The sequence below is a fragment of the Oxalobacter paraformigenes genome (assembly GCF_000158475.2).
Taxonomy (GTDB): Bacteria; Pseudomonadota; Gammaproteobacteria; order Burkholderiales; family Burkholderiaceae_D; genus Oxalobacter; species Oxalobacter paraformigenes.
This window is the reverse complement of sequence record NZ_KI392031.1, coordinates 1024152-1037273: the sequence shown is the minus strand read 5'-3', so window position 1 is coordinate 1037273 and position 13122 is coordinate 1024152. Positions and strand designations below refer to the sequence as shown.

Here is a 13122-nt window from a genome sequence, read left to right as displayed (position 1 = left end):
CATGGCATTCGGGGGCGGACTGAACGATCAGGAAGACGTCATGAGCGAGATCAACGTGACGCCGCTGGTGGACGTCATGCTGGTGCTGCTGGTTATCTTCATTCTGACGGTGCCGGTACTGACGCAGTCGGTGCGGGTCGATCTGCCGCGGACACAGATGGCCGATACCGTCACGCGCCCGGAAACGGTCGCCCTCTCCGTCCCGGAAGACGGGATGCTTTACTGGAACGGGAACCGGATCGACGAAACGGAACTGGAAAAGGTGCTGGCGGAAGCGGCGGCAGCCGATCCGCAGCCGGAAATCCGGCTCTACGGCGACAGGCAGGTCGCTTACGAACGCATCGTCAGGGTGATGGCGGCAGTACGGCAGGCCGGTATTGAAAAGCTGGCATTCGTCACGCAGCCTGCGGACTGAACGCCCCTATTCTTCCCTTTTCTTTTCCTCATCGTAAATGTCCAGCGCCCGGCACAGGTCTTGCCAGGCCTGTTTTTTTCCGCCGGGCGTGCGCAGCAGATAAGAAGGATGGTAGGTGACGACAAGCGGGATTTTCCGGCCGCCCGTCCGGAAAAAGTGTTCCCGGTTTCTGAGCGAGCCCAGCGAAACGTCCCTTCCGGTGTTTAACAGCGCGACAGCTGCCGTTTTGCCGAGCGCCACCATGATTTTCGGCCGGATCAGGTCGATCTGGCGTTCCAGATACGGCATGCAGATGGCGGCTTCTTCTTCCGTCGGCTGGCGGTCCTTGCCGGATTCGTTGCTGGCGCGGCATTTGACGATGTTGGCGATATAGACGTTTTCTCCCCGTTTCATCCGCATGGCGGCCATCATGGCATCCAGCAGTTTGCCGGAACGGCCCACAAACGGTTCGCCCTGCCGGTCTTCGTGAAAACCGGGGCCTTCCCCGATAAAAAGCCAGTCCGCTTCCCGGTCGCCTATACCCGGCACGACCTTGTTGCGGGTCTTGCAGAGGTGGCAACGTTCGCAATGGCCGATCTCACCGAGCAGTTTTTCCCAGCTGTCGGGGCCGGCAGCCGTTTCGGCAGAAAGCGCAGATGCGGTGGCGGCATCCGCCACGTCGAAAGCGGGAAAACCGGTGCCGGATGCCGGCGGAGGCGGAAAATCGTCCCCGAATGCTTCGGGCGGCAACATGGCCGGGAAATCTTCCGGAAGGCCGGGGCCGGATGCCGGCGTTTTTTCCGGCCGGGACGGTTTCCGCGCCGGTTCCGCTTCCGGCGGCATAAGCGCACGGGTATCAATAGCCGTATCCGGCGTGACGGACAGGGTGTCGGCCGCAGGCGCGGCGTCGCGCAATGTCCAGATGGTGATGCCCATCTCTTTCAGATAGCGTTCGCGGGTTTTTTCATCCAGTTCGCTCATAAGTCCAGCCTCATGACAAGAGCGTCTTCTTTGGTATCGACATAATACCCTTTTCGGACGCCGATGGTTTTGAACCCGGTGTTTTTGTACAGGGCGACGGCCGGTTCATTGGTGGGACGGACTTCCAGAATCATGGATTGCATGTCCTGTTCGCGGGCGATTTCGATGGCTTTTTCCATCAGCATGCGGCCATATCCCTGCCCCTGCCACGCTTCGGCCACGGCGATTTTCAGCAGGTGCATTTCATCGACCGCTTCCATGGCGATGAAATAACCGAGCATTTTTCCGGCCTCGTTGCGCAGTACCCAGCCCTGATCGTTTGCGGCAACGGAACTCTGGAAGTTGGGATAAGTCCAGTGATAGGAAAAAACGCTTTGCTCGATGTAATAGACTTCGTGCAGATCCTTAAAGAGCATCGGCTCGAAGGTGAAGATTTCGACATCGCTCTCTTCGCCGGAGAAAACAGGGCCTGTTTCTGTCCGTTCTGCCGCGCTCATGCCGTTTTTTCCTTCAGGGCCAGACGTTCCGCCGTTTTCAGGGCGACCTTGTTGCGCAGGTAAAGCGGCTGGATTTGCGAGGCGCTGACCGTTTCCCCACGCGCAAAGCGCGCTTTGGCCAGCCTTGCCACCGCTTCGGCATGCGGGTAAATGGCCGGGTATTGCCGCGATTTGCCGGCAACCGCCTCCAGTTCGCCGGCATAGGCCGCCAGGCCATTTCCGCAGAAAACGGGATTTCCTTTTGGAGCCACTCCGGACGCTGCCGTAAGACGCGGTTCGGTAACGGTTGTCCATTCTCCGTTTTCATACCGGTACTGTGCCCAGTAAACTTCATGCATGCGGGCGTCCAGCAAGGCCAGCACATCGCTTGCGCCGGTTTGAAAACGGCATGCTTCAGCCATCGCCTCAAGCGTTACCACCGGCACGACCGGCATGGCCAGGCCGAAAGAGAGGCCCTGCACGATGCCGCAGGCTGTGCGGAGGCCGGTGAAGGAACCGGGGCCGCAGCCGAAAGCGACCGCGTCGCAATCGGAAATGGCCAGCCCTTCCTTTTTCAGCAATTCCTGCAACATGGGCAGCGCGGTAAGCGAATGGGTGGAAAAACCCTCGCTTGAAGCGGAATGGATCGTTTCACCGCGCATCAGCGCGACGGACGCGATATCGGATGAGGTATCAATGGCAATTATCGTAGACATGGCTATATTGTACCGCGGGGCAGCCGCCTGGCGAATATCCCGGTCTTGCTTCTTTACGGCCTGTTCCGGTTTTACCCGCTCTCCTCCATTGCCGTTTCGCCGGTACGGATGGCGGTCTGACCGGCAAGGGGAGCTTTGCCGGAAAAAACCGGAAAACCGGAAAAGGAAGGGGTGGAAAAGCGCCGTTTTTATACGGGTCGGAGAAGAACATGACAGCGCAAGGCCACAGGCTGTCCGGGCCGCTTTCCGGATGGCGGAGGCTCCCTGAACAGGCTTTTCAGGAGCCAAAAACAGGAAGAAGCCGTCCGGAAAGACAGGTTTTCCTGTTTTTCCGGACAGGACTGTCCCTTCCCCGTTTTACAGGCCGTGCAGTTTGCGCGAGGCGAGGCTGACGAAAATCATCAGGGCAGCCACGATACCGAAGACGACATAAAGGCTGGTGGCGTGGGCGATAAAGCCCATCATGGCCGGCCCGATCAGAAGGCCCAGATAGCCCAGTGTCGTGACGGATGAAATCGCCAGATTGACGGGCATGATTTTCTGGCGCGAGGCGATGGAAAACAGCATCGGGATGAGGTTGGAGGCGCCCAGTCCGACGATAATGAACCCGGCGAAAGCCGTGACGGTCGAGGATGCCGCCATGACGAGAACGAACCCTGCCGCGGCAATGAGGCCGCTTCCCGTCATGAGTTTTGTAACACCCAGCCATTCGGCGAGCCGGTCTCCGAAAAGGCGGCCGGTGGAAATGGCGACCGAAAACACGGCAAAGGCAAGGCCTGCCGTATCGGGCGGGACGGATTTGGTCGTCGTCATGAAGAGTGCGCCCCAGTCGAGCACGACGCCGTCACCCATGTAGAGGATAAAGCACAAGATACCCAGCAGAAGAATGCCGCCTTTGGGCAGCACGAAAAAGGAGCGGCTCTTGCCCTGATTTCCGTAGGGAAACAGGTAGCGGGCGAAAAAAGCGACAAGCAAAACGATCAGCGTGACGCCGAGACAGGCGGTGGCGGCCAGCGGCGACAGCCCGGCTTTCAGGAGTCCGGAAAGAATGACGGCCCCGAAAAAACCGCCGACGCTGTACATGCCGTGAAAGCCGGACATCATGCTGCGGTTGCGTTCTTTTTCAACCAGAATGGCCTGAATGTTCATCGCCACGTCCACCACGCCGGACGACGCGCCGAAGAGGAACAGCGCGATACCGAATGAGGCGGGTGTGGAAACGAAAGCCAGCGCGATCAGGGAGAGCATGAAAACGGTAGTGGAAACGACCAGCGTCTTGCGGCAGCCGAATTTGCCGGTCAGCCATCCGGCGAAAGGCATGGAGAGGAGCGCTCCCGAGCCGATCAGGAGCAACAGCAGGCCCAGTATGGCTTCATCGACGGCAAGGCGCGCCTTGGCGTAGGGGACGAGGACGGCCCAGGCGGAAATCGCCAGTCCCAGCGCCAGAAAGATGAACCGGGTGGCGTGTCCGTGACCGGTTGTCGTGCCGGTCGCTTGCGGTACGTCTATACCCGTTTCCGGCGTCACGCGTTCAGTTGCCATCAATCAGCCTCTTTTGCAGTTTTTCGACCATTGTCGAATAAATGCGGTTGAAAGTCGCCATTTCCTCGCGGGAGATTTCGTCGATCACCGCGTTTTCATGAACGGACAGTTCTTTCAGGATGGCGGTGATCGTGCCCTGCCCTTTTTCCGTCAGAAACAGCCTGATCCGGCGGCGGTCGGCCGGATGGGGCTCCCGGCGGATCAGGCCGTTTTTCTCGAGCTGGTCCAAAAGACTGGTCACCGTCTGGCGGGGAATGGAAAGCGCGTCGGAAAGCATGGCGGGTTCGACTCCATTTTCCGGGCGCAGCAGCATGTCCAGTATCAAAAGCCAGGGATAGGGAATGCCGCGTTTTTTGCACCATTCGCCGTAAATGCGGTTTTCCTGCTGTGCCAGCGTGAAATGGCGATAGAAGATTTCGTCGGTAATCATCCTGTCGTTTGTCGATGGACCTTTATTTAAGAAGTACGAAACGAGATTATCCGAAATCAGATTAAACGGCAAGCGGTTTTCCGGAAAACCTGATTTGTCAGGAAGCGGAAAAAACGCCAGCTTTCAGATGGCTGCCTGAATGGCAAAAAAGAGGATTTTGTAAATTTTTATTTGATTTTCAATTAAATAAAAGGTTTTTATAATCCTTTTTATCACTATCGGGCTTGGCAACGCGATCGGAATTCCGGCTGATTTTCGGCGATGTTTCCTGGCAAAACGGTCTTTCTCAAGAGCGTATGGAATGCCGGCTTTTTTTCAAAAAGCCGGATTTTCCGCTTAAAAAAGCAGATTGTGCTCTTTCATGGCGCACAGGCTCTGGACGACTTTCAGACCCGCGTCGGAGGCGATTTTCGCGCCTTCTTCACTGGTGATGCCTTTTTGCATCCACAGCACTTTGGCGCCGATGGCAACAGCCTGCCGGGCGATTTCGGGGATGAATTCCGCGCGGCGGAAACAGTCCACCATATCGACCTGTATGTCTTTCGGGATATCCAGAAGCGACGGATAGCATTTTTCTCCCAGCCCTTCGGTCAGGTTCGGATTGACCGGAATGATGCGGTACCCTACCCCTTGCAGATGTTCGGGTACAAAATAGCCGGCTTTTCCCGGGTCGTCGGAAAAGCCGACAACAGCGATGGTTTTGGTTTCTTCCAGTATTTTTTTGATGCCTTCGGGATCGTTTACGAGCATGGCGGTCTCCTTCTGTGCGGTTTTGAAAGGAAAAGGGTGACGTTCCATTCTGGGCCGGATTGCCGGCATGGCAGATGATATTTGTCTAGAAAGGCCGCTGAAACCGGCAAGGTCTGGCGGGGAAAAGGCGTCATGCAAAAAAAGCCGTCCCCTGCCTTGCGGAAAGGGACAGCGGCTTTGGAAAAGGCCTTATTTCAGGAACAGTTCGGTGTACTGTTCCAGCATGCAACGATCCGAGACGACTTTCAGACCGGCGTCGGAGGCGATTTTCGCGGCTTCCGCGCTTTCGATGCCTTTTTGCATCCAGAGGACTTTGGCACCGATTTCGACCGCTTCACGGGCGATTTCCGGCATGGCGTCCGGCCGGCGGAAGCAATCGACGATATCGACGGGAAAAGGGATATCCTTTAAGGAAGGGTAAGCTTTTTCGCCAAGCCCTTCGGTGACCGTCGGATTGACCGGAACGATCTGGTAACCGTGTTCTTTCAGGAATTTGGGGACGTAGTGCGCGCCTTTTTCTTCGTTGGCGGAATAGCCGACAATGGCGACAACGTGGTTGTTTTGCAGAATTTCCCGGATGCCTTTTTCATCTTTCACTATCATGTCTGTTCTCCTGTTTGTTTAAATCGGACTTTTTATTGTCTGTTTTCGGGGGACGTTTTCAACTGACCAGTTCATTATCGCCCAGTTCCACAAATCGTGCAGGGAACTCCCCGTTTTATCAGGATGAAGATTGAGAAAACGCAGGGCTGCTCTGAGAGGAACGGCCGGATCATTTGTCCGGATCGGTTTTGCGCGGGTCTGTTTCGACAGTTTTTCGCCTGCCTCATTGACCGCCAGCGGCAGATGGGCGTAAGCCGGGGCTTTTTCGCCGAGACATTCGTAAAGCCAGATCTGGCGGGGCGTGGACGCCAGCAGGTCGGCGCCGCGCACGACATGGCTGATTTCCTGCGCGATGTCGTCTGCCGCCACGGCCAGCTGATAGGCGAAAAGACCGTCGGTGCGCAGCAGGATGAAGTCGCCCACATCTTTTTCAAGGTTCTGGGACTGATGGCCCTGGATGGCGTCGTCAAACGCAATGACCCGGTCGGGAACCCTGAGCCGCCAGGCCCGGGCCGTTTTCCCCGGCGGCAGGCCGTTGCGGCAGGTACCCGGATAAACGGGCGCGCCGTCGATGCCGGAGGCGAAGTCGGCGATTTCTTTCCGGGTGCATGCGCATCCATAGACGAATCCTTTCTTTTTGAGCGATTCGAACACGTCCCGGTAATATTCTCTCCGTCCGGACTGGCGGAAGACGGGGCCGTCCCACTCGAAACCGAAAGCCTCCAGCGTTTGCAGAATGGACGTTTCATATTCGGGACGGCACCGGGTGATATCGACGTCTTCGATACGGACGATCCATTCGCCGCCGTTCGCTTTGGCGTCCAGATAGCTGCCGACCGCGGCGATTAACGAGCCGAAATGCAGTTCGCCTGTCGGCGAAGGCGCGAATCGCCCGCGATAGGAAGTCCTGTTCACGATGTTTGTTCTCCGCCTTGAATGTCTGTCGGGCGCGTCCTGTACGGGTGTCCCTGTTTGCGGCAGGACAAGCTTGCGGCATGCCGAAACAGTATATTTGCCGTCAGGCTTGCGTTAAAATAGCTTCCCCGAGTTTATCGCCTTATCGTTTCGATTGCCACTATGCCTTTTATCCAGCTAAAAGAACCGGACTATCCCCTTCTGGATGCGACCCTGTCGGAAAATTCATGGATCGTCGCGTGTTTTTGCGCGCACTGGTGCGGGGCCTGTCGCGGGTGGCGGCCGACGTTCGAGGCGCTGGCGGAAAAATATGCCGACATTGTGTTTTTATGGATCGATATTGAAGATCATGCCGATCTGCTCGGCGATCTGGATGTCGAGAACTTTCCCAGTCTCCTGATCCAGTATGGCGATATCGTCAATTTTTTCGGCTGCATCCATCCGGATGCGGGCGTGGCCGAGCGGCTTTTGAAAAGCCAGCTCGATACCGAAGTCAGCGAAATGAAGCGGCTGGCTTTTCTAAACGAAGAACATGTCTGCTGGCAAAAGGACGTCAACCTGAGAGCGCTTTTGCGCCGGGCCGTTAAAGCGGACGCCTGATTTTTTCCGCGTTTACGACGCTTCTTTCATTTCCGACGCCCCGGTTCCGGCAACGGCTTCCATGCGCCAGACGCAGGGAGCGCCCTTGTTTCCCTTTTCAATGTCGTCCAGCACTTCTTCGTGCTTTTGCAGTTCTTCCTCGGTCGGCGCGAGAACCAGTATGCGCAAGGACGACAGCGGATGGTTTTTCCGGGCTTCTTCTTCGGCGGCCGACAGGGTCAGTTTTTCGATTTCCAGCGTTTCCTGCCCGCGCGTCATGGCCAGATACACTTCGGCCAGCAGTTCGGCGTCAAGCAAGGCCCCGTGCAGTGTCCGGTGCGTATTGTCGATTTCAAAGCGTTCGCAGAGCGCATCCAGTGAATTGCGCCGGCCCGGAAACATGTCCCGGGCTTTAAGGAGGCTGTCCGTAATGCAGGAAGCCAGTTCCTCGACAGGCGGCAGATTAAGCCGTGCCAGTTCGGCATTCAGGAAACCCACGTCGAACGGGGCGTTGTGGATGACGAGTTCGGCACCCTTGATGAAATCGCAGAAAGCCTGCGCGATTTCGGCGAATTTCGGTTTGTCAGACAGAAATTCCGTCGTCAGGCCGTGAACAGCCAGCGCGTCCGGGTGCGAGTCGCGTTCCGGGTTGATGTATTGATGGAAATGGTGGTCGGTCACGCGGCGGTTCAACACTTCCACGCAACCGATTTCAATGATCCGGTCGCCATCGTTGGCGTACAGGCCGGTTGTTTCGGTATCGAGTACGATTTGTCTCATGGTGAATCTTTTCCGTTTTCTCCCGATGTGCCACCGGACAGGCGGCGGGCGATGAAGGCGCCATTGTAACGCGCTTTGAGCGGAATACGGACGCGATGCCCGCTTCCCGGGGCGACGGTCACGGTTTCCCCTTCCTCGTTTGTCATTTTTTCCAGCGAAACGACCGTGTTGCCTGCCGGATGGAAAATTTCCAGTGTATCGCCGACCGAAAAACGGTTTTTGACGAGAACGGTTGCCCAGCCGTTTTCCGCGGAAACCACGTCGCCGACGTAATGGCTGTTGTGCAGTTCGGAAGCGCCGGAAAGGTAATTCTGGTATTCCTGCGTGTGGTGGCGTTTGTAGAAACCGTCGGTATAGCCCCGGTTGGCAAGCCCCTGAAGCGCCCCTAAAAGACGGGTGTCGAACGGCCGGCCGGCCACGGCGTCGTCGATGGCCTGACGGTAAGCCTGTGCGGTACGGACGACATAATAAACGGATTTGGTACGCCCCTCGATTTTGAGAGAATCGACGCCGATTTCGACCAGCCGTCCGATGTGCTCGATCGCGCGCAAATCTTTCGAATTCATGATGTAGGTGCCGTGTTCGTCTTCCATAATCGGCAAGAGCTGGCCCGGCCGCTTGCCCTCCTCGATCAGATAGACTCTCTCGGCGGCCGGATGCCGCGGCATCTCGCCCAGTGCGGAAGGCGGTATTTCTGGGGCTGCCATGATTTGCGCCATGTCGAGCGGGAGAATGTCGCCGGTGGCGTCTTCCGCGGCATTGGCGATTTTGTAGTTCCAGCGGCAGGAATTGGTGCAGGTGCCCTGATTGGAGTCGCGGTGGTTGAAGTAACCCGACAGCAGGCACCGGCCCGAATAGGCGACGCAAAGCGCCCCGTGCACGAAGACTTCCAGTTCCATGTCCGGACAGCGCTGGCGGATTTCCGCGATTTCGTCCAGCGACAGTTCGCGCGAAAGGATGACGCGCATGAGCCCCATCCGCTGCCAGAATTTGACGTCAGCCCAGTTGATGGCGTTGGCCTGTACCGACAGATGGACGGGAACCTCGGGCCAGCGGTCGCGAACCAGCATGATCAGGCCGGGATCGGCCATAATCAGCGCGTCCGGTTTCATGTCGATAACGGGGGCCATGTCGGCCAGATAGGTTTTCAGCTTGGCGTTGTGGGCGTAGATGTTGCTGGCGACGTAGAACTTTTTGCCGCGCCGGTGCGCTTCGTCGATACCCTCTTTCAGGGCGTCAAGCGTGGAAAACGCGTTGTTTCTGGCACGCAGGCTGTAACGAGGCTGCCCCGCATACACGGCATCGGCGCCGAAATCGTAGGCGGCCCGCATTTTTTCGAGGGAACCGGCAGGCAAAAGAAGTTCGGGTGAATCAGGCATGGCAAACGTTCGTATGAGTAAAGGGTCATTATAGCGAATGCGCTTCCGGTATTCACGGAAATGTCCATTGCCGTGCATTTTCCGGGAAATATGATATAAAAGGAATGGATGGCTGAAATAATGCTTTTCAATACCGCATTTTTTATATATAAGTGTTCTTTTCCTGAACCCGGAAAATTTTCGCGATGGACATTTGCGACTGACTGACGAAAGGATCACCGCTCATGGAAAACGAAAAACGCTGCCAGTCGTGCGGCATGCCGATGTCGGACCGTGATATCGTGTACGGCAAGAACGCCAACGGAACGGCCAACCCGGATTATTGCAGCTACTGCTACAACCACGGAAAATTCACGTCGGACATGACGATGGATCAGATGATCGAGCATTGCGCCCCGCATCTGGCTTCACAGGAAGGCATGTCGAGAGACGAGGCGCGCCAGTTGATGAAAGCCTTTTTTCCTACTTTGAAGCGGTGGACAGACCATCACTGACGCTCAGTCGGCCTGTGCCGGCCGCGGGCCGTACCGGTTTTCGCCGGGGACGCTTTTGAAAAACAGGAGCACGAAAAAAGCGCACAGGTTGACAACCGGAATGATCAATGCGATCGCATACCAGCCGGACAGGCCGATATCGTGAAACCGGCGCACGGCCAGCGCCGCCAGAACGATCATGGCGACGATATGGAAAACGGCCATCGGCATATCGCCGGCCAGCAGCAAGATGAAAAAATCAATGATCAGGGTGTTTATGGCGAAGTTCCAGATTTCCTGCCGCGATGAGCGGCCACGATAGTCCAGGTATCGCGAGAAAGTCAGGGCGTAGGCGGAAAACCATTTTTTCATGGCGGCATCGGTCGGTCACGTCTTTTCAACCGGGAAAGTGTATCAGCAAATTTTCCATCCGGACAGTTCCCCTCCCCTTCATCCTGCCGGTTTTCATGCCGGGTTTGTCTTCTTTTTTGGATTCTGGCATGGCCTGGCCGGAGAAAAAGGGTTTTGCGATGCGCCTGCGTCACGAAGGGTCGGGAACGGTTTTCTGCGGGCTGTTTCCCGGCGGCCCGTAACCGTTATCGTAAGGGTCGCTCCGGTAAAAGAGGAGCAGGCAAAGCACCAGAAAATTGAAAAGCGGGAGGAAAAGCATCAGCAGGAACCATCCGCTCGTGCCGGTATCGTGAAGCCGCCGGATGACGAGACTGATGGAGGGAACGATAAGCACGACAAAGAAAACGACTTGCAAAACTGCCCCGATCATCCAGAATTCGCCAATGATGGCAAAGACAAACTGGACAAGCAGGGAAAGGAGGTGAAAAATCCAGAATTCCGCCCGGCTTGACCGCCCCTCGAAATCGTCGAAGTTTCTGAAGCTTCCGATATACGTGTCGATGATTCCCATGCCTTTATCCATCAGAAAAACCGCTTTCACGGCGGGCATCGGCTTGCCGGCAGCGCGCATGTGCGGCTACGGGTTTGCCGGACGGCCTGTTTGTAAAAAACACGGAAATTCCCGCTACGGCAGAACGTCCGTTTACCGGGATTTCCTGACTGGACTGTCAGAAGTGTTTTGAGTGAATAGAGTGTATCAATAAGTTTGCTGTATAGCAATGCAGACTGTCGCTTTCGGATCGTGGTGTTCGCCGGAGGCGGGCTGGCGGGAAAAACAGGAAAAAAGCCGGGCAGGAAATTTTTTGCAGGCGGCGCAACGAAGGCCCGTTTTCGCCGGTGCCGGCACATCGGTGGACAGGCTGAGCCGTGTCGAGCGCCGGTATCGGGGCAGGCCGGGAAGGAAAACCGCTCAGTCGAACAAAACCTGCCAGTTTTCGTCGGCCGCAGCCAGAAAACACATCCTGATCTGTTCTTCGGTGTTCTTTTCGGTGAAAAGCGGCGGAAGAGCGTCCGGTGAAAAGAACGCGCTGGCCGAGGTCTCGTGATTGGGGCGGAACTGTCCGCCTTTCGCACGGCACAAAACGAACAGTTTGCAAATGCCGTAAGCGTAGTGTCGGGGCTGTTTCCGGTTGCCGTCCAAAACAGCGATCAGTCGCACGGGTTCAACGTCCAGTCCCGCTTCTTCTTTCACTTCCTTGATGGTGTTGGACGCGACTGACTGGTCGATATCGATCCAGCCGCCGGGGAGCGACCATTTGCCCTGCGATTCCCTGACCATGAGAATTTTGCCGTCCGAAAATATCGCGGCGCGGGTGTCCAGTTTCGGAGTCTGGAATCCGGTTTCATTGCAGAAAAGGTCTTTGACCGTTTCCAGGCCCAGCCCGGATTTGGCGCTCATGATTTCAGCCGCTATTTCGCGGATACGGTCGAAGCGTTCCAGATCGAAAGGATCCCTTGAATAGGTTTGCCCCGCCTGCGCGATGAACTGGAGTTCGATCGCCCAGGAAAGCCAGGGATCGGGGAGGTTCCGGCCGGGTTTCCCCAGAAAAACGGCCAGATCGTCGGGACGGTTCAGGCAAAACACCGGCATATCGTCCGGAACGTTTTCCGGACACCACCGGGCAAGGACACAATCCACGTTCGCCTCGCGGGCCATTTCCAGCCCGGTTTTGCCGGCCGTGACGAATAGCACGTCCGGTCGGGCAGCTTCCGTTTTTTGCAGATAGCGTTCCAGCGGATTGCCGAGGGATCCGGAGGGAGCGCCGCTTTGGACAGAGCAGGAAAAGTAGGCGGCCAGCCCGGTCTTTTCAAGCATGTCCATTCCCTTTTTTTCGGGCTGGAACGTTATCGCTCCCAGAATGTAGGACATGGCCTTCAATCCCTGAACGAGCGGCCGGACACCGGTACAGGGATGGAATTGTCCGGCAGAATTGTCCCGCTCACCGGTGTCATACCAATCCGGCGCGACAAGGGTTCCTTCCAGATCGAAGACAATATGACGATAAGACACTTCGCACTCCGAAACAGTATGGATAGACAGGCGTTGCAACCGGGATATCTTACCTTTTTCCCCCTCTTTCCGGTTTGTTTTTGTTTGGGAAAACGCCATTTGTTTTGTGCCCTTCGGGGTTTTCAGGACGCCAGTTCGTGACTTTTCAGAGACATTTCCGGCAGAAAAAAACGGTTTTGTCTCCGGTTCGCTCAATGAAAGCGGCAAGGGTTTGATTAGACTGGGAAATATTTGTTACCCTGAAGGGGTTACCCTAACCGAACTGAAAAGGAGCAGGCGATGATCCGTTTTAAACCTGGTATTTTCATGGGCGCGGCCCTGTTGTGCGCGCTGGTTTTTTCGGCGCCGGTTGAGGCTGGCCGGTTCGGCTATTTCAACGATAGCATTGAAGAAAGCCCGCAGTATTATCATTACAATGCCGCTCCCCGTTATCAGGACAATGCCGCTCCCCGCTATCAGGACGGTTATCAGGATTATTACCGGATCCAGCGTGAACAGGACCGGTTGTATAACGAGCAGCAAAGGCTGCAGCGCGAGCAGGAACGTTCTTACCGGGAATTCAACCGTTCTCACCGTTACATGAGGGGCGGAAGACACCACTACTGATGAAGGCGGCCCTTTTCGCGCCCTTACCGGTTCCCGGAAAAAGGCCGCTGAACCGGAACGGGTTGTTGCAGCATGC

At 56.4% G+C, this 13122-nt stretch carries 17 protein-coding genes; 4 read left to right on the top strand and 13 right to left on the bottom strand.

What is annotated here, in order from left to right:
- The first annotated feature begins 1 nt into the window (after position 1).
- On the top strand, positions 2-415 hold the full coding sequence (locus tag OFAG_RS08925) for an ExbD/TolR family protein (RefSeq protein WP_005876584.1): 414 nt from the start codon (positions 2-4) through the stop codon (positions 413-415).
- A gap of 6 nt (positions 416-421) precedes the next feature.
- Here the strand turns inward: OFAG_RS08925 and OFAG_RS08920 are convergent, their stop codons facing one another.
- The 8 genes from OFAG_RS08920 to gluQRS form a co-directional block, all read right to left on the bottom strand.
- The gene (locus OFAG_RS08920; RefSeq protein ID WP_005876585.1) at positions 422-1375 is read right to left on the bottom strand and encodes a uracil-DNA glycosylase; all 954 of its coding nucleotides are present in this window, start codon (positions 1373-1375) and stop codon (positions 422-424) included.
- Complete coding sequence (gene rimI / locus OFAG_RS08915) at positions 1372-1872, bottom strand: ribosomal protein S18-alanine N-acetyltransferase (RefSeq protein ID WP_051347024.1); 501 nt, start codon at positions 1870-1872, stop codon at positions 1372-1374. The genes OFAG_RS08920 and rimI overlap by 4 nt, the downstream gene beginning before the upstream one ends.
- Complete coding sequence (tsaB, locus tag OFAG_RS08910; RefSeq protein ID WP_005876586.1) at positions 1869-2567, bottom strand: tRNA (adenosine(37)-N6)-threonylcarbamoyltransferase complex dimerization subunit type 1 TsaB; 699 nt, start codon at positions 2565-2567, stop codon at positions 1869-1871. Before tsaB ends, rimI begins: the two co-directional genes overlap by 4 nt.
- A gap of 357 nt (positions 2568-2924) precedes the next feature.
- A complete protein-coding gene (locus OFAG_RS08905; protein WP_005876587.1) occupies positions 2925-4109 on the bottom strand; it encodes an MFS transporter in 1185 nt (394 codons plus the stop codon).
- Entirely contained in the window at positions 4099-4611 is a 513-nt protein-coding gene (locus tag OFAG_RS08900) for a MarR family winged helix-turn-helix transcriptional regulator (RefSeq protein ID WP_005876588.1), read from the bottom strand. The genes OFAG_RS08905 and OFAG_RS08900 overlap by 11 nt, the downstream gene beginning before the upstream one ends.
- Before the next feature lie 264 nt (positions 4612-4875).
- Positions 4876-5289 carry a CoA-binding protein gene (locus tag OFAG_RS08895; protein WP_005876589.1) on the bottom strand — a complete coding sequence of 138 codons (414 nt, stop codon included), beginning with the start codon at positions 5287-5289 and terminating at the stop codon, positions 4876-4878.
- A gap of 189 nt (positions 5290-5478) precedes the next feature.
- Positions 5479-5892, bottom strand: a complete 414-nt coding sequence (locus tag OFAG_RS08890) for a CoA-binding protein (protein WP_005876590.1) — start codon at positions 5890-5892, stop codon at positions 5479-5481.
- 18 nt (positions 5893-5910) lie between these two features.
- Positions 5911-6807 (bottom strand): tRNA glutamyl-Q(34) synthetase GluQRS, encoded by an 897-nt coding sequence (gene gluQRS / locus OFAG_RS08885; RefSeq protein ID WP_005876591.1) that lies wholly within the window; start codon positions 6805-6807, stop codon positions 5911-5913.
- Positions 6808-6969: 162 nt separating this feature from the next.
- On the opposite strand from gluQRS, the gene OFAG_RS08880 reads away from it, so the two are divergent.
- Complete coding sequence (locus OFAG_RS08880; protein ID WP_005876592.1) at positions 6970-7407, top strand: thioredoxin family protein; 438 nt, start codon at positions 6970-6972, stop codon at positions 7405-7407.
- 12 nt (positions 7408-7419) lie between these two features.
- Here OFAG_RS08880 and dnaQ read toward each other — a convergent pair whose 3' ends face one another.
- Together dnaQ and trhP are read right to left on the bottom strand one after the other, a co-directional pair.
- Complete coding sequence (gene dnaQ / locus OFAG_RS08875) at positions 7420-8166, bottom strand: DNA polymerase III subunit epsilon (protein ID WP_005876593.1); 747 nt, start codon at positions 8164-8166, stop codon at positions 7420-7422.
- Positions 8163-9545 (bottom strand): prephenate-dependent tRNA uridine(34) hydroxylase TrhP, encoded by a 1383-nt coding sequence (gene trhP, locus OFAG_RS08870; protein WP_051347047.1) that lies wholly within the window; start codon positions 9543-9545, stop codon positions 8163-8165. Before trhP ends, dnaQ begins: the two co-directional genes overlap by 4 nt.
- Positions 9546-9769: 224 nt before the next feature.
- Between trhP and OFAG_RS08865 the strand changes: the two genes are divergently transcribed.
- Positions 9770-10039 carry a zinc ribbon domain-containing protein gene (locus tag OFAG_RS08865; RefSeq protein ID WP_005876595.1) on the top strand — a complete coding sequence of 90 codons (270 nt, stop codon included), beginning with the start codon at positions 9770-9772 and terminating at the stop codon, positions 10037-10039.
- A 3-nt stretch (positions 10040-10042) separates the two neighbouring features.
- Here OFAG_RS08865 and OFAG_RS08860 read toward each other — a convergent pair whose 3' ends face one another.
- The 3 genes from OFAG_RS08860 to OFAG_RS13925 form a co-directional block, all read right to left on the bottom strand.
- Entirely contained in the window at positions 10043-10390 is a 348-nt protein-coding gene (locus OFAG_RS08860) for a DUF805 domain-containing protein (protein ID WP_005876596.1), read from the bottom strand.
- 169 nt (positions 10391-10559) lie between these two features.
- The gene (locus OFAG_RS08855) at positions 10560-10979 is read right to left on the bottom strand and encodes a DUF805 domain-containing protein (protein ID WP_187138745.1); all 420 of its coding nucleotides are present in this window, start codon (positions 10977-10979) and stop codon (positions 10560-10562) included.
- Positions 10980-11339: 360 nt separating this feature from the next.
- Positions 11340-12440 carry an NUDIX hydrolase gene (locus OFAG_RS13925; protein ID WP_187138746.1) on the bottom strand — a complete coding sequence of 367 codons (1101 nt, stop codon included), beginning with the start codon at positions 12438-12440 and terminating at the stop codon, positions 11340-11342.
- A 279-nt stretch (positions 12441-12719) separates the two neighbouring features.
- Here OFAG_RS13925 and OFAG_RS08845 point away from each other — a divergent pair, with 279 nt between their 5' ends.
- Positions 12720-13046, top strand: coding sequence for a hypothetical protein (locus OFAG_RS08845; protein ID WP_005876599.1), 327 nt, complete (start codon positions 12720-12722; stop codon positions 13044-13046).
- Positions 13047-13122 lie beyond the last annotated feature (76 nt).

What these genes read in the sequence shown, in the direction of transcription:
- OFAG_RS08880 (WP_005876592.1), top strand. Translation starts at nt 6,970, where the DNA reads ATGCCTTTTATCCAGCTAAAAGAACCGGACTATCCCCTTCTGGATGCG.
- OFAG_RS08845 (WP_005876599.1), top strand. Translation starts at nt 12,720, where the DNA reads ATGATCCGTTTTAAACCTGGTATTTTCATGGGCGCGGCCCTGTTGTGC.
- OFAG_RS08920 (WP_005876585.1), bottom strand. Translation starts at nt 1,375, where the DNA reads ATGAGCGAACTGGATGAAAAAACCCGCGAACGCTATCTGAAAGAGATG.
- tsaB (WP_005876586.1), bottom strand. Translation starts at nt 2,567, where the DNA reads ATGTCTACGATAATTGCCATTGATACCTCATCCGATATCGCGTCCGTC.
- OFAG_RS08855 (WP_187138745.1), bottom strand. Translation starts at nt 10,979, where the DNA reads ATGCCCGCCGTGAAAGCGGTTTTTCTGATGGATAAAGGCATGGGAATC.
- OFAG_RS08890 (WP_005876590.1), bottom strand. Translation starts at nt 5,892, where the DNA reads ATGATAGTGAAAGATGAAAAAGGCATCCGGGAAATTCTGCAAAACAAC.
- dnaQ (WP_005876593.1), bottom strand. Translation starts at nt 8,166, where the DNA reads ATGAGACAAATCGTACTCGATACCGAAACAACCGGCCTGTACGCCAAC.
- OFAG_RS08925 (WP_005876584.1), top strand. Translation starts at nt 2, where the DNA reads ATGGCATTCGGGGGCGGACTGAACGATCAGGAAGACGTCATGAGCGAG.
- trhP (WP_051347047.1), bottom strand. Translation starts at nt 9,545, where the DNA reads ATGCCTGATTCACCCGAACTTCTTTTGCCTGCCGGTTCCCTCGAAAAA.
- rimI (WP_051347024.1), bottom strand. Translation starts at nt 1,872, where the DNA reads ATGAGCGCGGCAGAACGGACAGAAACAGGCCCTGTTTTCTCCGGCGAA.
- OFAG_RS08860 (WP_005876596.1), bottom strand. Translation starts at nt 10,390, where the DNA reads ATGAAAAAATGGTTTTCCGCCTACGCCCTGACTTTCTCGCGATACCTG.
- OFAG_RS08905 (WP_005876587.1), bottom strand. Translation starts at nt 4,109, where the DNA reads ATGGCAACTGAACGCGTGACGCCGGAAACGGGTATAGACGTACCGCAA.
- OFAG_RS08865 (WP_005876595.1), top strand. Translation starts at nt 9,770, where the DNA reads ATGGAAAACGAAAAACGCTGCCAGTCGTGCGGCATGCCGATGTCGGAC.
- OFAG_RS08895 (WP_005876589.1), bottom strand. Translation starts at nt 5,289, where the DNA reads ATGCTCGTAAACGATCCCGAAGGCATCAAAAAAATACTGGAAGAAACC.